The following is a 19,268-nucleotide window of genomic DNA, read 5'->3' as shown; positions in this document are numbered from 1 at the left end:
GGCGGATGGCCGCGCGGTCAGTACGACTTGGGCAGGCCCAGGGTCTGGTGGGAGACGTAGTTGAGAATCATCTCCCGGCTCACGGGGGCGATACGCGCCACGCGCGAGGCCGTTATCAGCGAGGCGAGGCCGAACTCGCGGGTGAGCCCGTTGCCGCCGAGGGTGTGCACCGCCTGGTCGACGGCCCGCACGCAGGCCTCCCCGGCGGCGTACTTCGCCATGTTGGCGGCCTCGCCCGCGCCGACGTCGTCCCCCGCGTCGTACAGACGGGCCGCCTTCTGCATCATCAGGCGTGCCAGTTCCAGGTCGATGTGGGCCTGGGCGAGGGGGTGCGCGATGGCCTGGTGGGCGCCGATGGGGGTCTTCCAGACGGTGCGCTCGCGGGCGTACGCGATCGCCTTGCCGAGGGCGTGGCGGCCCATGCCGATCGCGAAGGCGGCCGTCATGATGCGCTCCGGGTTGAGGCCGGCGAACAGCTGGAGCAGCCCCGCGTCCTCGTCGCCGACCAGTGCCCCGGCGGGCAGCCGTACGTCGTCCAGGACCAGCTCGAACTGCTTCTCCACGCTGTGCAGTTCCATGTCGATGGGGCGCCGGGTGAAGCCGGGGGCGTCGCGCGGGACGATGAACAGGCAGGGCTTGAGGCGGCCCGTGCGGGAGTCCTCCGTCCTGCCGACGACGAGGGTGGCGTCGGCGATGTCCACGCCGGAGACGAAGACCTTGCGGCCGGTCAGCACCCAGTCGCCGCTCGCCCCGTCGCGGCGGGCGGTGGTGGTGATGCGGTGGCTGTTGGAGCCGGCGTCGGGCTCGGTGATGCCGAAGGCCATGAGGCGGGAGCCGTCGGCGAGGGCGGGCAGCCACTCCCGCTTCTGGGCGTCCGTGCCGAAGCGGGAGATCACCGTGCCGCAGATGGCGGGGCTGACGATCATCATCAGCAGGGGGGACCCCGCGGCGCCGAGCTCCTCGGAGACGAGGGAGAGTTCGGCGATGCCGCCGCCGCCCCCGCCGTACTCCTCGGGGAGGTTGACGCCGATGTAGCCGAGCTTGGCGGCCTCCCGCCAGAGGGTGCCGTTGTCGCAGGCCTGCCGGTGCCGGGCGAAGTCGGACACCGCGGCCCGCAGCGCCTTGTGCTCGTCGGACTCGATCAGGGTGGTCATCGTGGCTCCTTCGCGTGCGGGTCGTGGAGGGCGGGGCGCTCACGCGGCGGGGCCGCATGTCGGTGCACGCGTCCCTAGGTCGTCTGCACCACCGCCAGCAGGGTGCCGACCTGCACCTGCTGTCCCGTCGTCACCGGCAGCTCCGTCAGCGTCCCCGCCGCCGGCGCCGAGATGACGTGTTGCATCTTCATCGCTTCGAGCCACACGATCGGTTCGCCCGCCCCGACACTCGATCCGGTGACGAGGCCGTCCGCGATCTTGACGACCGTGCCGGGCATCGGGGCCAGCAGGGAGCCGGGGGCGCGCTGGTCCTCCGGCTCGGGGAAGCGGGGCAGGGCGGTGAGGGCGGTGGCGTTCACGTGGACGCGGTCGCCGTACCGGGCCACCTGGAAACCGCGCCGTACGCCGTCCACCTCCAGCACGACGAGGGACGCGTCGGCGTGTACGACGTGGACACCGTGCACGCCGTCCGCCGTGAGGCCGGTGCGGGTGTGGTGGTAGCGGGCCTCGTGTTCCTCGCCCGCCATGAGGTAGCGCCGGGTCTGCGGCCGGGAGGGCAGGTTGCGCCAGCCGCCGAAGCGGGAGCGGCCGTGCGCCTCGGCGAGGGCCGCCGCCAGCGGGGCCAAGGGGTCGGGGGCCGGTGCGGTGAGGGCCGCGAGGTGGCGGTCGTAGAAGCCGGTGTCCATGCGGCCGGAGGTGAACTCCTCGTGGCGCAGGGAGGCGACGAGGAGATCGCGGTTGGTGACCGGGCCGTGGACGGCCGCCCGTTCCAGGGCGCCGGCGAGGGTGCGGACGGCCTCCGCGCGCGTGGGGGCGTGGGCGACGACCTTGGCGAGCATGGGGTCGTAGTGGACGCCGATGGTGTCGCCGTCGCCGAAGCCGGTGTCGAGACGGACGCCCTCGGGGACGGCGAGGCGGTGCAGGATGCCGGTCTGCGGGGTCCAGCCGGCCGCCGGGTCCTCGGCGTAGAGGCGGGCCTCGACGGCGTGGCCGCGCGCGGGCGGCGGCTCGGCGGGCAGGGCGTGGCCCTCCGCGACGCGGATCTGCTCGGCCACCAGGTCGATCCCGAAGACCTCCTCGGTGACGGGGTGTTCGACCTGGAGGCGGGTGTTCATCTCCAGGAAGTGGGCGCGGCCGCCCGCGACGAGGAACTCGACGGTCCCGGCGCCGGTGTAGTCCACGGCGCGCGCGGCCCGCACGGCCAGCGCGTGCAGCTCGTCCACCAGGTCCCCGGGGAGGCCGGGTGCCGGGGCCTCCTCGACGACCTTCTGGTGGCGGCGCTGGAGGGAGCAGTCACGGGTGCCGAGCGCCCAGACCGTGCCGTGCGTGTCGGCGAGGATCTGCACCTCGACGTGGCGGCCGTTCTCCACGTAGGGCTCGACGAAGACCTCGCCGTCGCCGAAGGCGCTCGCGGCCTCGGCGCGCGCGCCCTCCAGCGCGGGCGTCAGCTCCGCCAGGCGGCGTACGACGCGCATGCCGCGCCCGCCGCCGCCCGCGGCGGCCTTCACCAGGACCGGCAGGTCGGACTCGGTCACCTCGTCGGCGTTCAGCGGGGCGAGCCCCATGAGGGCCTTCGCCCGGGTCTTGGACGCCATCGCCTCGATCGCGCCGGGCGGCGGCCCGATCCAGACCAGGCCCGCGTCCAGGACGGCGCGCGCGAAGCCGGCGTTCTCGGAGAGGAAGCCGTAGCCGGGGTGCACGGCGTCCGCGCCCGCGGCGACGGCCGCCTTCACGATCAGGTCGGCCCGCAGGTACGTCTGGGCGGGCGTGTCGCCGGGCAGCCGTACGGCGGTGTCGGCCACGCGCGTGTGGAGGGCCCCCTCGTCGGCGTCCGAGTGCACGGCGACCGTCCGGATCCCCGACGCGCGGCAGGTGCGGAAGATGCGGCAGGCGATCTCGCCGCGGTTGGCGACGAGCACAGAAGTGATCACTGGAAGGTCCCTCACATCCGGAAGACGCCGAAGCCGCCCCGCGCGCCCTCGAAGGGGGCGGTGTGGACGGCCGACAGGCACAGGCCGAGGACGGTGCGGGTGTCGCGCGGGTCGATGACACCGTCGTCGTACAGCCGCCCGGACAGGAACATGGGCAGCGACTCGGACTCGATCTGCTGCTCGACCATCGCGCGCAGCGCGGCGTCGCCGTCCTCGTCGTAGGGCAGGCCCTTCGCGGCGGCCGACTGGCGGGCGACGATGGAGAGCACCCCGGCGAGCTGTTGCGGGCCCATGACGGCCGACTTGGCGCTGGGCCAGGCGAACAGGAAGCGGGGGTCGTAGGCGCGCCCGCACATGCCGTAGTGGCCGGCGCCGTAGGAGGCGCCCATGAGGACGGACAGGTGCGGGACCCTCGAGTTGGACACCGCGTTGATCATCATCGAGCCGTGTTTGATGATGCCGCCCTGCTCGTACTCCCTGCCGACCATGTAGCCGGTGGTGTTGTGCAGGAAGACCAGCGGGATGTCGCGCTGGTTGGCGAGCTGGATGAACTGGGCGGCCTTCTGGGACTCGGCGCTGAACAGCACGCCCCGGGCATTGGCGAGGATGCCGACCGGGTAGCCGTGCAGGCTCGCCCAGCCGGTGACCAGGCTCGTCCCGTACAGCGGTTTGAACTCGTCGAAGTCGGAGGCGTCGACGATCCGGGCGATCACCTCGCGCGGGTCGAAGGGCACCTTGAGGTCGCCGGGGACGATGCCGAGGAGTTCCTCCGGGTCGTACTTCGGCGGTGCGGCCGGTGCCGGGTCCTGGTGGGCCTTGCGGTGGTTGAGGCGGGCGACGACGCGGCGGGCCTGGCGCAGGGCGTCGGGCTCGTCGACGGCGAAGTGGTCGGCGAGGCCGGACACGCGCGCGTGCATCTCCGCGCCGCCCAGCGACTCGTCGTCGCTCTCCTCGCCGGTCGCCATCTTGACCAGCGGCGGCCCGCCGAGGAACACCTTCGCCCGCTCCTTGACCATGATGACGTGGTCGGACATGCCGGGGACGTACGCGCCTCCGGCCGTGGAGTTGCCGAAGACGACGGCGACGGTCGGGATGCCGGCCGCGGACAGCCGGGTCAGGTCCCGGAAGATCGCGCCGCCGGGGATGAAGATCTCCTTCTGGGAGGGCAGGTCGGCCCCGCCGGACTCCACCAGGCTGATCACGGGCAGCCGGTTGGCGAGCGCGATGTCGTTGGCGCGCAGGGCCTTCTTCAGCGACCACGGGTTGCTGGCGCCGCCGCGCACGGTCGGGTCGTTGGCGGTGATCAGGCACTCCACGCCCTCGACGACGCCGATGCCGGTGACGAGGGAGGCGCCGACCGCGTACTCGCTGCCCCAGGCCGCCAGCGGCGACAGCTCAAGGAACGGGGTGTCGGGGTCGAGGAGCAGTTCGACGCGCTCGCGGGCCAGCAGCTTTCCGCGGCCCCGGTGCCGGGCGACGTACTTCTCGCCGCCGCCCGCCAGCGCCTTCGCGTGCTCCTCGTCGAGGGCGGCGAGCTTGGCGAGCATGCTGTCGCGGCGGGCCCGGTGGTCGGGTCCGTGGGGGTCCAGCGCCGACGGCAGGACGGTCACAGCAGGTCCTCCGGTATGTCCAGGTGGCGGGAGCGCAGCCATTCGCCGAGCGCCTTGGCCTGCGGGTCGAAGCGGTGCTGGGAGGCGACCCCGGCGCCGAGGAGGCCCTCGACGACGAAGTTGAGGGCGCGCAGACGGGGCAGGACGTGCCGGGTCACGCGCAACCCGGCGCTCTCGGGGATCAGTTCACGGAACCGGTCGACGGTCAGCGTGTGGGCGAGCCACCGCCAGGCCTCCTCCGACCGCGTCCACACGCCCACGTTGGCGTCCCCGCCCTTGTCGCCGCTGCGGGCTCCGGCGACGCGCCCGAGGGGAGCCCGGCGCACGGGCCCGTCGGGCGGCGGTCCGGGCGGCGCCGGCTGCGGTACGTCGTCCAGGGCCAGGGTGTCGGCGGGCGCGGGCACGGGGACGCGGCGCCCGTCGGCGAGGACGGCGACGTGGTCCACCTCGCCCTGCGGGACGTACGCGGCCTCGAACACCCCGTAGGGGGCGCCCTTGCCGGGCGGGGCGAGGACGTGGAAGCCCGGATAGCTGGCCAGCGCCAGTTCGACGGCCGCGCCGCTCAGCGCCCGCCCGACGAGGGCCTGGTCGGGGTCGCGCACGACGAGCCGCAGCAGCGCGCTCGCCGTCTCCTCGGTGCCCGCGTCGGCGCGGTCGGTGCGGACGAGGTCCCAGCGGACCTCCTGCGGCGCCGACTTGGCGAACGCCTCCGCCATCTGCTCGCGCACCAGTGCCGCCTTGGCCTCGATGTCGAGGCCGGTCAGCACGAAGACGACCTCGTTGCGGAACCCGCCGAGCCGCGTGCGGCCCACCTTGAGGTCCGGGGGCGGCGCCTCGCCGCGCACGCCGTCGATCCGGACGCGGTCGGGGCCGTCCTGCGTGAGCCGTACGGTGTCCAGCCGGGCGGTGACGTCCGGTCCGGCGTAGCGGGCGCCGCCCGTCTCGTAGAGCAGCTGCGCGGTGACCGTCCCGACGTCGACGAAGCCGCCGGTGCCCGGATGCTTGGTGATCACGCTGCTGCCGTCGGCGTGCAGCTCGGCGAGGGGGAAGCCGGGCCTGCGGACGTCGCGGCGGCCCTCGCCGAAGAAGGCGTAGTTGCCGCCGGTGGCCTGTGTCCCGCACTCCAGGACGTGCCCGGCGACGACGGCCCCGGCGAGCCGGTCGTGGTCGGCGGGCCCCCAGCCGAAGTGGGCGGCGGCGGGCCCGGTGACCAGGGCCGCGTCCGTCACCCGCCCGGTCACCACGACGTCCGCGCCCGCCCGCAGGCAGGCGGCGATGCCGAAGCCGCCGAGGTAGGCGTGGGCGGTGAGGCTGCCTGGGTGGCGGGGCCCGAGGTCGTCCCCCTCGACGTGCGCGACCCGTACGGGGATGCCGAGCCGCTCCGCGAGGGCGCGTACGGCGTCGGCGAGTCCGGCCGGGTTCAGGCCGCCCGCGTTGGTGACGATCCTGACCCCGCGTTCGTGGGCGAGGCCGAGGGCCTCCTCCAGCTGGCGCAGGAAGGTGCGGGCGTACCCGGCGCCGGGGTCCTTCAGGCGGTCCCGGCCGAGGATCAGCATGGTCAGCTCGGCGAGGTAGTCGCCGGTCAGGACGTCGAGTTCACCGCCGGTGAGCATCTCGCGCACCGCGTCGAAGCGGTCGCCGTAGAAGCCGGAGGCGTTGCCGACGCGCAGGGTCCGGGCGGTCACCGGACGGCTTCCTTCGGCGGGCGGCCGGGGCCGGGCGGTCCGGCGAAGGCCTGCGCGACGTCCAGCCAGCGGTCGGCGTCGGGGCCCTCGGCGCGCAGGGCGAGGTCGGTGCGGTGGGCGCGCTGGGTGACCAGCAGGCAGAAGTCGAGCGCGGGGCCGGTGACGCGCTGCGCGGCCTCCTCGGGGCCGTACGTCCACTGCTCCCCGCGGGGGCCGAGGAGTTCCACCCGGACGGGATCGGCGGGGGCGGGCAGCCCGTGCGCGGCGAAGGCGAAGTCGCGGGTGCGGACGCCGAGCCGGGCGATGTGCCGGATGCGGTCGGTGGGGGCGCGGGTGACGCCGAGGGCGTCGGCCACGTCCAGGCCGTGGGCCCAGGTCTCCATGAGGCGGGCGGTGGCGAGGGAGGCGGCCGCCATCGGGGGGCCGTACCAGGGGAACCGGGCGCCGGGCGGGGCCCCCCGCAGTGCCTCGTCGAGGGCGGTGCGGCCGGCCCGCCAGCGCGCGAGCAGTTCGGCGGGCGGCAGCGCGGCGCCTTCCTCGGCCCCTTGGTCGACGAACGAGTCGGGGGCGGCGAGCGCCTGTTCGACAAGGGCCCGGAACCCGTCCTCGTCCGTGACGGCGAGGAGGGCCGAGTGGTCGGTCCAGGCGAGGTGGGCGATCTGGTGGGCGACGGTCCAGCCGGGGGCGGGTGTCGGGAGGGTCCAGCGGTCCGGGGCGGACTCGGCCACCAGCCGGTCGAGTTCGTCGCTTTCGGCACGGAGGTCGTCGAGCACGGGCGTCGGGTCGGCCATGGGGAGGAGCATGGCAGCGGCCCCAGAAACAATCAAGCATGCTTGCATGATTTATCGAGGGACCTTTCCGGGAGGCCTTTCGACACCCCGCGGACCCCGTCGCGGGGTCTCCCGCGGGCCCCTCGTGGGACCTGCCGATCAGGCGGTCACCCTCAGGCCTCCGGGACCGCCGTCTTCACCCGCCCCGCCCGGGTCCGCACCGCGCCCATGCTCGCGGCGACGACCAGGGCGATCGCGGCCGCCTCGACGGCGGACAGGGCCTGGTCGAGGACGAGGAAGCCGGCGGTCGCCGCGAGGGCCGGATCCAGGCTCATCATGATCGCGAAGGTGGCGGCGGGCATGCGCCGCAGGGCGAGGAGTTCCAGGGTGTAGGGCAGTACGGAGGACAGGACCGCCACCGCCGCGCCCAGACCGAGGGTCACCGGGTCGAGAAGCTTCGCGCCGGACTCGGCGACGCCCAGGGGCAGGAACAGCAGCGCGCCCACGGCCATCGCCAGCGCGAGCCCGTCCGCCTGCGGGAAGCGGCGGCCGGTACGGCCGCTGAAGACGATGTACGCCGCCCACATCGCACCCGCCGCCAGCGCGAACGCGGCACCCAGCGGATCGAGGTCGCGCACCCCGCCGCCGAGCAGGAAGACCCCGGCGAGCGCGAGCCCGGCCCACACGAGGTTCAGGGCGCGCCGCGAGACCAGGACGGAGAGGGCGAGCGGGCCGAGGACCTCCAGGGTGACCGCGGTACCGAGGGGGATGCGGTCGACGGACTGGTAGAAGAGGCCGTTCATCGCGGACATGGTGACGCCGAAGACGACGACCGTGCCCCAGTCGGCGCGCGAGTACCCGCGCAGCCGGGGCCGGCAGACCACGAGCAGGACGACGGCGGCGACCAGCAGCCGCAGTGCGACGACGCCGAGCGCGCCCGCCCGCGGCATCAGGGCCACCGCGAGCGCGCCGCCGAACTGGACGGACACTCCTCCGGCGAGCACCAGCCCGACGGGGCCGAGGGCGGCCCACCGGCCGGGCGCCGGGGCCGGGCCGTCCGGGGCGGCCAGGGCTGCCGGAGCGGCCGGGGTGACGGGCTGCCGGTTCGGCGCGGTGGTGTCGGGGGTGCTCACGGGCGGTCCAAGGGTCGGTGGGCTCTACGCCAGGACTGGTGTCCATCACGATGCACTGCGCGGTCCAGAGTAATGGACCACGTCAGGAGTGTGAAGTCGATTTGCCGCTGTCCTGCGGCCCGCGGAGCCGCACGGCCCACCCGTCGGACTCAGCGCCGCGCCATGTACAGCTCCAGCGCCCGGTGGAGCATCCGGTTCAGCGGGAAGTCCCACTCGCCGAGGTACTCCACCGCCTCGCCGCCCGTGCCCACCTTGAAGCGGAGGAGGCCGAGGAGGTGGTTCGTGTCCTCCAGGGTGTCGGTGATGCCGCGCAGGTCGTAGACGGCGGCGCCCAGCTCGTGGGCGTCGCACATCATGCGCCACTGCAGGGCGTTGTTCGGCTGGACCTCGCGTCTGCGGCCGGTCGAGGCGCCGTAGGAGTACCAGACGTGCTCGCCGACGGTGATCATGGTGGCCGCGGCGAGGACCTCGCCGTCGTGGTGGGCGAGGTAGAGACGCATGCGGTCGGGGTGTTCGGCGTTGAGCGCGGTCCACATGCGCTCGAAGTAGGCCGGGGGGCGCGGGACGAACCGGTCGCGTTCGGCGGTCTCGGTGTACAGGCCGTAGAAGACCGCGAGGTCCGTCCGGTCGCCGCGGACGACCTTGACGCCCGCCTTCTCCGCCTTCTTGATGTTGCGCCGCCACTGCTGGTTGAAGCCGCCCTGGATCTCCTCCGGCGACCGGCCGGCGTACGGGACCTGGAAGACGTACCGCGGCTGTCCGGCCGCGAAGCCGTCCTCGCCGCCCGGCTCGGTCTGCCGCCAGCCGGCGGCGCGCAGCCGTTCGGCGACGCCGAGGGCGGGCGCCTCGGTGGCGGTGGGCGCCGCGTCCCGCAGCCGCCGGGCGCCCGGATCGGCGATCGCGGCCTTCACGGCGTCGGCACTCCAGCGGCGTACGACGACGGGCGGGCCCATCTTCACGGAGAACGCGCCCCGCGCCTTCAGGTGGGCGAGCATCGGGTCCAGCCAGCGCCCGACGAGGTCCGCCGCGAACCAGTCGACGACCGGCCCCTCGGGCAGGTACGCCAGGTACTTCTTCAGCTTCGGCAGCGGCCGCAGCAGCACCAGCCCCGCCCCCACCGGCGCCCCGCGCTCGTCGAACCAGCCGATGCTCTCCGCCCGCCAGTCCGGTTTCACATCCCCCCACGCCGGGGTCTGCAGGTGGCTGACGGAGGGGCGGCCCGCGACGAACGCCAGGTGCTCGGCGCGGGTGATCGGCTGGACACGCAGGCTCATGCGCGGGGCTCCTTCGACGGCTGTGCGGCCAGCGTAGGAGCCGGCCGCGCCCGTCACGGGGACCGTGGGCGTCGGGCACGGGCGTGTCCGTCCACGCGCGCCGTGGGCGTCGGGCGCGGGCGTGTCCGTCCACGCGCGCCGTGGGCGTCGGGCGCGGGCGTGTCCGTCCACGCGCGCGGCGGCTCGCACGGCGGCCACGCCCGTCCCCGGTACCGCAGACCCTCCGGCGCCGGCGTATCCGCCACGCACGCGCGCCGTGGCTCGCACGGCGGCCACGCCCACCCCGGCACCGCGGACCTTCCGGCGCACGCGTGCGCCGTCACCTCGCCGGGTCCGCCGCCGGAGGCCTGCGTGACGGCGGCACCGCCGTCCGGGCCGGGCAACGGCGCCCGCCGCCTCCACCCCGCCGCCCCTTCACCGCTCCCCCGGCTCCCCGGGCCGATCCGCCGACCCCGCCGACGGCTCCCCCGGCCGTTCCTCCAACACCTCCTCCAGCGCCTCCTCCAGTCCTTCCGCCAGGACCTCCGCGAGGTGCCGCCCCCGCACGCCCGCCAGTTGTTCGAGCTGGGTCCGGCAGGAGAAGCCGTCCGCGAGGGCCACCGCGTCCGGGGCGGCGTCGCGCACGGACGGCAGGAGCGACTCCTGCGCGCAGGCCCGTGACACCTCGAAGTGGCCCTTCTCGAAGCCGAAGTTGCCGGCGAGTCCGCAGCAGCCGCCGCTCAGCTCGCCGTCGAGCCCGGCGGCCTCGCGCAGCCGCCGGTCGGCCGTGTCGCCCAGGACCGCGTGCTGGTGACAGTGGGTCTGGCCGACGACCGGACGGTCGAGGCGGGGCGGCCGCCAGTCGAGGGCGTGCCGTTCCAGGACCTCGGCGAAGGTGAGGACGCGGGCGGCGAGGCGGGCCGCGCGCGGGTCGTCGTGCAGCAGCTCGGGCAGGTCGCTCCGCAGGGCCGCGGCGCAGCTCGGCTCCAGCACGACGACCGGCACGTCCGCCGCCAGCACCGGCTCCATCAGGTCGAGGGTGCGCCGCAGCACCACGCGCGCGTGGTCGAGCTGCCCGGTGGAGACGTACGTCAGCCCGCAGCAGACCCGCGCGCGGCGGGCCGTCAGCAGGGCCGCCGCGTTCCTGGACCGCCCGTCGCCCACCGGCCGCCCGCGCATCCGCAGGGTCGGCGGCAGCGCCACCCGCAGCCCGGCCGCCTCCAGCACCCTGACGGCCGCCCGCCCGACCGAGGGCGAGAAGTGCTCGGTGAAGGTGTCGGGCCACAGGACGACGAGGGGACCGGAAGCACCGAGGGGACCGGAGCCGCCGCTGTTCCCGGAGCCGCCCGCGGGCGGCCTCCCCCGCCACCACCGGCTGAACGTCTCGCGGGCCGGCCGCGGGAGGTCCCGCTCCACGGCGATCCCCCCGATCCGTTTCGCGACCCGCGCCAACGGCTCCACCGCCGCCAGCGCGCCGACGAGCGACGCCGTGCGCGTACGGCTCACCCAGCGCAGCCAGAGGGGCAGGCGCCCCATCACGTGGTGGGCGGCCGGGCGGCGGCGGCCGGCGTAGTGGTGGTGGAGGAACTCCGCCTTGTACGTGGCCATGTCGACGCCGACCGGGCAGTCCGAGCGGCAGCCCTTGCAGGCGAGGCAGAGGTCGAGCGCCTCCCGCACCTCCTCCGACCGCCAGCCGTCGGTGACCACCTCACCGGCGAGCATCTCGTGCAGCAGCCGGGCCCGCCCGCGCGTGGAGTGCCGTTCCTCGCCCGTCACCCGGTAGGAGGGGCACATCACGGCGGGCCCGGACACCGTCTCCGTACGGCACTTGGCGACGCCCACGCAGCGGCGGACCGCGGCGGTGAAGTCGCCGCCGTCACCGGGGTAGCCGAAGGCCACGTCGACGGGCTCGCGGGGCAGCACGGCGAAGCGCAGGTGGGAGTCGAGGGGGGCGGGGCGGACCAGCATCCCGGGGTTGAGGAGGTCGTCGGGGTCCCAGACGGCCTTCGCCCTCCCGAAGAGGGCGACCATCTCCTCGCCGTACATCCGCGGCAGCAGCTCGGCGCGCGCCTGCCCGTCGCCGTGCTCCCCGGACAGCGAGCCGCCGTGCGCCACGACCAGGTCGGCCAGTTCCTCCGAAAAACGGCGGAAACGGCCGACGCCCGCCTCGGTGAGCAGGTCGAAGTCGATGCGGACGTGGATGCAGCCGTCCCCGAAGTGCCCGTACGGCGCGCCGCGCAGGCCGTGCGCGGTCAGCAGGGCGCGGAAGTCCCGCAGGTACGCGCCGAGCCGGGCCGGGGGCACCGCGCAGTCCTCCCAGCCGGGCCAGGCCTCCGTGCCCCCAGGCATCCGGGTGGCCGTACCGGCGGCGTCCTCCCGGACCCGCCACAGGGCGCGCTGCCCGGCGGCGTCCGTCACCACGAGCGTGTCCACGGCGTCGGCCGCCCGCGCGATCGCCTCCGCACGCGCGCGTGCCTGACCGGGCGACTCGCCGCCCGTCTCCACGAACAGCCACGCCCCGCCCCGCGGCAGCCCCGCCGCCGACGGCAGCAGGTCGGCGGCCATGCCCTCGACCGTCAGCGGCCGTCCCCCGCTCCCGGCCGCGCCCGAGCGGGGGGACGAGCGTGCCACCAGCGCGGCCGCGGCCTCGGCGGCGGCGCCCTCGTCGGCGTAGCCGAGCACCGCGAGCGCGTGCGCGCGGGGTGCCTCGACGAGGTCGACCACCGCTTCCGTGAGCACGGCCAGGGTGCCCTCGGAGCCGCAGAAGGACCGGGCGACGTCGGCGCCCCGCTCGGGCAGCAGGGCGTCCAGCGCGTATCCGGAGATACGGCGGGGCAGCTCGGGGAATCCGGTGCGCAGCCGCGCCCGCTCGCCCTCGACGAGCGCCCGCAGTCCGTCCGGCGCGCCGGCCCATCCCCGGCCGAGCCGCAGGCGCCGCCCGCGCGCGGTGACGACGTCCAGCTCGCGCACGTTGTCCGCGGTCGTCCCCCAGGCGACCGAGTGGGCGCCGCAGGAGTTGTTGCCGATCATGCCGCCGAGCGTGCAGCGGCCGTGCGTGGACGGGTCGGGCCCGAAGCGCAGTCCGTGCGGGGCGGCGGCCTCCTGGAGTCGGTCCAGCACCAGACCGGGCTGGACGACGGCCGTACGGGCGTCGGCGTCCAGGCGGACGAGCCGGTTCAGGTGGCGGGTGAAGTCCAGCACCACGCCGGTGCCGGTCGCCTGCCCGGCGGTCGACGTCCCGCCGCCGCGTGCCACGACCGGCACGCCGTGCGCCCGGCACACCTCCAGTGCCGCCGCCACGTCGTCGGCGTCGCGGGGCGCGACCACGCCCAGGGGGACGCGCCGGTAGTTGGACGCGTCCATGGTGACCAGTGCCCGGGAGGTGACGTCGAAGGCCACCTCGCCGCGCACGGCGGCCCGCAGCGCGGCCCGCAGTTCCGCGATCTCGGTCATCCCCCCAGCATGCCCCGGGAGACCGGCAACCCCCTCCGGGGCCCGCGCACCCGTGCCCGCGGGCCCGTGCACCCGTGCCTGTGGAGGGCGCCCGGCCGTGCTCTTCGCTTTTCGGCCACATCAATTCCCAAGAACCTGACCGGGGCCCTCCCAAAGTGATCACGAACCTGCATATAGTGACCGGCAGTTGCGCGCAGGTGACGGCTCTAGCCCCCAGTAGAGGCCGGATTACCTCATGGAATCGCCCGAGGGCCGGCCCGGATCTCCGGTGGACGCCCGCGGACCCGACCGAGGATTCGACTGATGACCTCCCCCGCCCTCCCCGGCGACCGCCCCGCCCTTCGCAACCTGCTGCCCGCCTTCGCGCTCACCGCGGCCGCGGCCGGGGCCGCGGTCGCCGTGGCCGCCGCTCTGGCACCGGCCTCCGTGCGCGCAGCCGTGGCGCTGACCGGGGCGGTGGCCGCCCTGCTGCTCTGCGCGGCCGTCACCGCGGCCGCGCACGGCAGGCAGGCGGCGCGTACCGCCCGCGCCCGGCTGGCATCCGCCAACCAGGACCTCAGCAGGCTGTTCCAGGAACGCGCCCGGCTGGGCGAGGACTCCCGCCGTCAGCACGAACGGCTGGCCGGCGACCTGGCCCGGGAACAGGCCCGGCTGGCGGCCGAGCTGGAGCGGGAACGCGCCCTGCACGCCGAGACCCTGGCCGCCGAGCACGACCACCGCACGGCCGAGCACACGGCGGAACTGGCCCGCCTCACCGAGGAGCACGCCGCCGAACTGGCCCGCCTCACCGAGGAGCACGCCGCCGAGCGGGCCCGGCTCACCGCCGAGCACACCACGCAGATGGCCCGCCTCGGCGAGGAGCGCGACCGCCTCACCGACGGCAACGCCCGGCTGGCCGCCCGGCTGCGGGAGGCCAACAGCGCGCGGGCCGCCGCGCTCTCCGCCACCGCCAACGCCGCGGGCCGCATGCAGGCCCTGGCCACCAGCATGCTGGCCGACCTGCGCGCCATGGAGGAGAAGCACGCCGACGAGGAGGTCCTCGCCGACCTCCTCCACCTCGACCACCGCACCGCCCAGGCCGGCCGGCTCGCCGACTCGGTCGCCGTCCTGACCGGCGCCCGGTCCGGCCGCCGCTGGGCCCGGCCCATCGCCATGGAGTCGATCCTGCGCGGCGCCATGGGCCGGATCGGCGGCTACCAGCGCGTACGCGTCCACTCCGCCAGCGACACCGCCGTCGCCGGGCACGCCGCCGAGGGCGTCATGCACGCGCTCGCCGAACTCCTCGACAACGCGGCCAACTTCTCGCCGCCGACCGCCGAGGTCCACGTGTACGTGGAGGAGGTGCCGGCCGGGGTCATCGTGTCCGTAGAGGACAGCGGTCTCGTCATGAGCGAGGCCCAGCTCCGGCGCGCCGAGGTCGCGGTCTCGGGCGAGACGGCCGGGATCGGCGGCCTCACCGGCACCCGCCTCGGCCTCGCCGTCGTCGGCCGACTGGCCCGGCGGTACGGCATGAAGGTCTCGTACCGCCCCTCGGCGCGCGGCGGCACGGGCGTGCTGATGCTCATCCCGCAGGACATCCTCGTGTCCCAGGACGGCACGCCCGGCATGCCCGCCGTGCCCGCCCCGCCCGCCGTGTCCGCCCCGTCGGTCGCTCCGGCCGCCCCGGCCCGGCCCGCCCCGGCCGCCGCACCGCCCACCGGCTCCGTCCCGGCCCCCAGGTCCGCCCCCGGCGCCTCCGACCGGCTTCCCCGGCGCGGCGGCACCCGCCCGGCCGCGGCACCGGCCGGCGCGACCGACGCCCCGCAGCCCGTCCCCCCGGCCGACTACGCCGCCGCACTGGCCGCCTCCACCCCGGACCCCGACCCGCTGCCCCGGCACAAGTCCGCGGACCTGGACGAAAGCCACACCCCGGACGCGGCGACGCTCGGACTGCCCCGCCGCCGGCGCGGCCGCACCCTCGCCGAGGCCGAGCGCGCCCGCTCCGGCAGCCGCGCCGCCACGCCGCGACCGGCCCCCACGGCCGAGGAGACCCGGGCCCGCGCCTCCCGCTTCAGCGACTTCCGCCAGGCCGTACGCGGCTCCGCGCCCACACCGCCCCCGGAAGCGGCCGAACCCCCGGCCGCCCGGAGCACCGCCGGAGCCGTCGCCGCCGCGGACGCCGAGGGAGCCGCGCACGCCACCGCCGGACCGGGCACCGCCCCGGACGTCCAGGAAGCCCCGCACGCCACCGCCGCCCCGGACGTCCTCAGCACCACCGCCGGCCCGGACGCCCGCACCGCCGCGGACCCGGAAGCCCCGCACGCCACCGCCGCGGACCCGGACGCCACCCCGCCCGGCCCGGGCGACGACGCCACCCCCGAACCCACCACCCCCCGCTCCCCGCACGCGCAGAACCACCTGGAAGGCGACCCCACCTCATGACCGGCACGACGACCGCCGACGAGAAGCTCACCTGGCTGATAGAAGGCCTGCTGACGCGCACGCCGGGCACTCGGCACGCGCTCGTGCTGTCCCGTGACGGCCTGAAGCTGTGCCGTACGCCCGAGCTGTCCAACGACCAGGCCGACCAGCTCGCGGCGATCGCCGCCGGCATCCAGTCGCTGTCGCACGGCGCGTCCGTGGAGTTCGGGGACGGCAGCGGAGGCGTCCGGTCGGCGATGACCGAGTTCTACGGGGGCGTGCTGTTCATCGTGGAGGCCGGTGAGGGCGCGCATCTGGCCGTCGTCACCTCGGAGGACGCCGATCCCGGCCTCGTCGGCCACAACATGAGCGAACTGGTCGAGCAACTCGGGGAGCACCTGACCGCCCCGCCGCGCAGCTCATGAGCAGGCCCGGCAGGGACGACGCGCCCGACCGGCTGTACACGCTCACCGGCGGTCGCAGCCGGCCCGGCCCGGACAGTCCCTTCGACCTGGTGACCCTGGTCGTCGCCGAGTGCGATCCGACGCCGGGCATGCAGTCGGAGCACGCGGCGATCCTGCGGATGACCGACCGTCCCACCGCGGTCGTCGAGATCGCGGCGGAGCTGGGGCTGCCGGTGAGCATCACCAGGATCCTGCTGTCCGACCTGCTCGCCTCGGGCCGGGTCAGTGCCCGTCACCCCCGCAAGGCAGCCGTACCCGACCCCGACATTCTGGAGCAGGTGCTCGTTGGACTCCGCAACCTCTGAGACGCGTACGCCACTCGGCGCGTCGGCCGACAACGGCCTCAAGATCGTGGTCGTGGGCGGCTTCGGCGCCGGCAAGACGACGATGGTCCGCTCGGTCAGCGAGATCCGTCCCCTCAACACCGAGGAGACGATGACCCGGGCCGGCGAGACCGTGGACGACGTCAGCGGTGTGCGCGGCAAGACCGCGACCACCGTCGCCTTCGACTTCGGCCGCATCACCCTCGACGAACGCAACGTGCTGTACCTGTTCGGCGCGCCCGGCCAGGAGCGGTTCTGGTTCCTGTGGGACCGGCTGTTCTCCGGGACGCTGGGCGCGGTCGTGCTCGTCGACACCCGGCGCATCGACGACTCCTGGTACGCCATCGACCGCCTGGAGAAGCGCGGCACGCCGTTCATCGTGGCCTGCAACGACTTCGGCGGCCCGTCCTTCGCCCCGGAGCAGGTCCGCGAGGCCCTCGACCTCGACCCGCACGTACCGCTGGTCACCTGCGACGCACGCTCCCGGGCGTCCAGCAAGCTGGTCCTGATCTCCCTGGTGGAGCACATCCAGGCCCTGTACGCCGCCCCCGACTCCGCCCCCGCCTTTCCCCAGGAGCTGGTGTGACCGCCGCCCCCGCCCCCGTCCTCCTCAGCGGCGCCCTGCTCCAGGACGACCCGACCCGGGTGTACCGGGAGATGCGGCGCGAGCACGGTCCCGTCGTGCCGATCCTGCTGGACGGCGACGTACCGGCCTGGCTGGTGCTCGGCTACCGCGAACTGCACCAGGTCACCGGCGACCCGGTGCTCTTCAGCCGGGACTCCGAGCTGTGGAGCCAGTGGGACACCATCCCCGACGACTGGCCGCTGCTGCCGATGATCGGCCGCAAGCAGCCGTCGATCCTCTACACGGTCGGCGAGCGGCACCGCGAACGGGCCACGATGCTCGGCAACGCGCTGGAGGCGGTCGACGCCTCCGAACTGCGCCGGTACGCCGAGAGGTTCGCCGACGAACTGATCGACGGCATCTGCGCGCGGGGCCGGGCCGACATCGTCGGCGAGTACGCGATGCTGCTGCCGGTACGGGTGCTGGCCCGCCTCTACGGCTTCGCCGACGACGAGGGCCCGGCCCTGGTCACCGCGCTCAACGACATGATCGACGGCCGGGAGCGGGCCCTGGCGGGCCAGACCCACCTGTTCACGTCGATGATGCGGCTGGTCGCCGACCGGACGGAGAACCCGGCCGACGACGTGGTCTCGCGGATGCTCGCCGACCCCTCCGGGTTCACCGAGGAGGAGATCCTCCAGGACCTGATGGTGATGATGGCGGCCGGCCACCAGCCGACCGCCGACTGGATCGGCAACTCCCTGCGGCTGATGCTGACGGACGGCCGGTTCGCTGCCTCCCTGTTCGGCGGCCGCAACAGCGTCGCCGAGGCGATGAACGAGGTGCTGTGGGAGGACACCCCCACCCAGAACGTCGCCGGCCGCTGGGCCGCCCGCGACACCCACCTGGGCGGGCGCCGCGTCCGCGCGGGCGACCTGCTGCTGCTCGGCCTCCAGGGCGCCAACTCCGATCCCCAGGTGCGCACCGACGGCTCGGCGCTGACCGGCGGCAACGGCGCGCACTTCTCCTTCGGCCACGGCGAGCACCGCTGCCCGTTCCCGGCGCAGGAGATCGCCGAGGTGATCGCGCGGACGGGCATCGAGGTCGTCCTGGACCGGCTGCCGGACATCGACCTGGCCGTGCCCGCGCATGCGCTGGACCGCCGTCCGTCGCCGTGGCTGCGCGGCCTGACGGAACTGCCGGTGACATTCACCCCCACCCCCGCCCTTGGAGGCACGCTCTCATGACGGCTGCTACGGACGCGCCGAACGGTACGGAGCAGAAACGCATCGCCCTCGACCCCTTCGTCACCGACCTGGACGCGGAGAGCGCCGCGCTGCGGGCCGCCGGTCCGCTCGCCGCGGTGGAACTGCCGGGCGGCGTGCCGGTGTGGGCGGTCACCCGCCACGCCGAGGCGAAGCGGCTGCTGACCGACCCCAGGATCGTCAAGGACATCAACGTCTGGGGTGCCTGGCAGCGCGGCGAGATCGCCCCCGACTGGCCGCTGATCGGACTGGCCAACCCGGGCCGGTCCATGCTGACGGTGGACGGCGCGGACCACCGCCGGCTGCGCACGCTGGTCGCCCAGGCGCTCACGCCCCGGCGGGTGGAGCGGATGCGCGGGCGGATCGCCGAGCTGACCGAGGGCCTCCTCGACGGGCTCGCGGAGCTGCCCGAGGGCGCGGTGGACCTGAAGGCCGCGTTCGCCTACCCGCTGCCCATGTACGTGATCGCGGACCTGATGGGGCTCGCGGAGGACCGGCTGCCGCGGCTGAAGGAGCTGTTCGAGAAGTTCTTCTCGACGCAGACCCCGCCGGCCGAGGTCGTGGCGACACTGACCGAGCTGGCCGGCATCATGGCGGCGGCGGTCGCCGAGAAGCGCGAGAACCCCGGCGACGACCTGACGTCGGCGCTGATAGCGGCGTCCGAGGACGGCGACCGCCTCACCGACGAGGAGATCGTCTCCACGCTCCAGCTGATGGTCGCGGCCGGCCACGAGACGACGATCTCGCTGATCGTCAACGCCGTCGTCAACCTCTCCCGCCACCCCGAGCAGCGGGCGCTGGTCCTGTCCGGCGAGGCGGACTGGTCGGCGGTGGTGGAGGAGACCCTGCGCTACGCCACACCCACCTCCCACGTCCTGATCCGCTTCGCCACCGAGGACGTACCGGTCGGGGACCGGGTGCTGCCGGCCGGGGACGCGCTGATCGTGTCGTACGCGGCGATCGGCCGCGACGAGGAGGCGCACGGCCCGTCGGCGGGCGACTTCGACATCACCCGCGACACGGCCAACCGCCACATCGCCTTCGGCCACGGCCCGCACGTCTGCCCCGGCGCGGCGCTGTCCCGCCTGGAGGCGGGCGTGGCACTGCCCGCCCTCTACGCGCGTTTCCCCGCCCTGGACCTGGCGGTCCCGGCGTCGGAACTGCGCAACAAGCCGGTGGTGACGCAGAACGACCTGTACGAGCTGCCGGTGAACCTGCACGGCTGAGCCGGTCGGTGCGGGGGCGGTGCACGGCCGTACCGC

At 75.0% G+C, this 19,268-nt stretch carries 14 protein-coding genes; 6 read left to right on the top strand and 8 right to left on the bottom strand.

The genetic code is table 11. The annotated features are described in order from the left end of the window. Positions 1 to 17 precede the first annotated feature (17 nt). The 8 genes from ACIP5W_RS17040 to ACIP5W_RS17005 all read right to left on the bottom strand — a co-directional run bounded on the left by ACIP5W_RS17040 (position 18) and on the right by ACIP5W_RS17005 (position 12,989). Positions 18 to 1,154 (bottom strand): acyl-CoA dehydrogenase family protein, encoded by a 1,137-nt coding sequence (locus tag ACIP5W_RS17040; protein WP_401473276.1) that lies wholly within the window; start codon positions 1,152 to 1,154, stop codon positions 18 to 20. A 74-nt stretch (positions 1,155 to 1,228) separates the two neighbouring features. Beyond that, positions 1,229 to 3,085 (bottom strand): acetyl/propionyl/methylcrotonyl-CoA carboxylase subunit alpha, encoded by a 1,857-nt coding sequence (locus ACIP5W_RS17035; protein WP_401473273.1) that lies wholly within the window; start codon positions 3,083 to 3,085, stop codon positions 1,229 to 1,231. Between the two features lie 11 nt (positions 3,086 to 3,096). Further along, positions 3,097 to 4,695 carry an acyl-CoA carboxylase subunit beta gene (locus ACIP5W_RS17030; RefSeq protein ID WP_401473270.1) on the bottom strand — a complete coding sequence of 533 codons (1,599 nt, stop codon included), beginning with the start codon at positions 4,693 to 4,695 and terminating at the stop codon, positions 3,097 to 3,099. After that, on the bottom strand, positions 4,692 to 6,380 hold the full coding sequence (locus ACIP5W_RS17025; protein ID WP_401473267.1) for an acyclic terpene utilization AtuA family protein: 1,689 nt from the start codon (positions 6,378 to 6,380) through the stop codon (positions 4,692 to 4,694). The genes ACIP5W_RS17030 and ACIP5W_RS17025 overlap by 4 nt, the downstream gene beginning before the upstream one ends. Continuing rightward, positions 6,377 to 7,171 (bottom strand): TIGR03084 family metal-binding protein, encoded by a 795-nt coding sequence (locus ACIP5W_RS17020; RefSeq protein WP_401473264.1) that lies wholly within the window; start codon positions 7,169 to 7,171, stop codon positions 6,377 to 6,379. Before ACIP5W_RS17020 ends, ACIP5W_RS17025 begins: the two co-directional genes overlap by 4 nt. A gap of 152 nt (positions 7,172 to 7,323) precedes the next feature. Then, positions 7,324 to 8,283, bottom strand: coding sequence for an EamA family transporter (locus ACIP5W_RS17015; protein WP_401473261.1), 960 nt, complete (start codon positions 8,281 to 8,283; stop codon positions 7,324 to 7,326). A 149-nt stretch (positions 8,284 to 8,432) separates the two neighbouring features. Beyond that, positions 8,433 to 9,557 (bottom strand): lipid II:glycine glycyltransferase FemX, encoded by a 1,125-nt coding sequence (locus ACIP5W_RS17010; RefSeq protein ID WP_401473258.1) that lies wholly within the window; start codon positions 9,555 to 9,557, stop codon positions 8,433 to 8,435. Positions 9,558 to 9,971: 414 nt separating this feature from the next. Continuing rightward, entirely contained in the window at positions 9,972 to 12,989 is a 3,018-nt protein-coding gene (locus ACIP5W_RS17005) for an FAD-binding and (Fe-S)-binding domain-containing protein (RefSeq protein WP_401473255.1), read from the bottom strand. Between the two features lie 303 nt (positions 12,990 to 13,292). Here ACIP5W_RS17005 and ACIP5W_RS17000 point away from each other — a divergent pair, with 303 nt between their 5' ends. From ACIP5W_RS17000 to ACIP5W_RS16975, 6 genes are read left to right on the top strand one after another with little or no spacing between them, the layout of a single operon-like run. Next, complete coding sequence (locus ACIP5W_RS17000) at positions 13,293 to 15,410, top strand: ATP-binding protein (RefSeq protein ID WP_401473252.1); 2,118 nt, start codon at positions 13,293 to 13,295, stop codon at positions 15,408 to 15,410. Next, positions 15,407 to 15,814 (top strand): roadblock/LC7 domain-containing protein, encoded by a 408-nt coding sequence (locus tag ACIP5W_RS16995; RefSeq protein WP_401473249.1) that lies wholly within the window; start codon positions 15,407 to 15,409, stop codon positions 15,812 to 15,814. Before ACIP5W_RS17000 ends, ACIP5W_RS16995 begins: the two co-directional genes overlap by 4 nt. Continuing rightward, positions 15,811 to 16,158 (top strand): DUF742 domain-containing protein, encoded by a 348-nt coding sequence (locus ACIP5W_RS16990; protein ID WP_401473246.1) that lies wholly within the window; start codon positions 15,811 to 15,813, stop codon positions 16,156 to 16,158. The genes ACIP5W_RS16995 and ACIP5W_RS16990 overlap by 4 nt, the downstream gene beginning before the upstream one ends. Then, positions 16,139 to 16,762: a GTP-binding protein gene (locus ACIP5W_RS16985; RefSeq protein WP_401473243.1), complete on the top strand. Its 624-nt coding sequence runs from the start codon at positions 16,139 to 16,141 to the stop codon at positions 16,760 to 16,762. Before ACIP5W_RS16990 ends, ACIP5W_RS16985 begins: the two co-directional genes overlap by 20 nt. Continuing rightward, a complete protein-coding gene (locus tag ACIP5W_RS16980; protein WP_401473240.1) occupies positions 16,759 to 17,988 on the top strand; it encodes a cytochrome P450 in 1,230 nt (409 codons plus the stop codon). Before ACIP5W_RS16985 ends, ACIP5W_RS16980 begins: the two co-directional genes overlap by 4 nt. Next, entirely contained in the window at positions 17,985 to 19,232 is a 1,248-nt protein-coding gene (locus ACIP5W_RS16975) for a cytochrome P450 (RefSeq protein ID WP_401473238.1), read from the top strand. Before ACIP5W_RS16980 ends, ACIP5W_RS16975 begins: the two co-directional genes overlap by 4 nt. Positions 19,233 to 19,268: the final 36 nt, after the last annotated feature.

The organism is Streptomyces sp. NPDC088766, from assembly GCF_044750845.1.
Taxonomy (GTDB): Bacteria; Actinomycetota; Actinomycetes; order Streptomycetales; family Streptomycetaceae; genus Streptomyces.
Note: the sequence above shows the minus strand (reverse complement) of the source record. Positions and strands in the feature narration are given on the sequence as shown.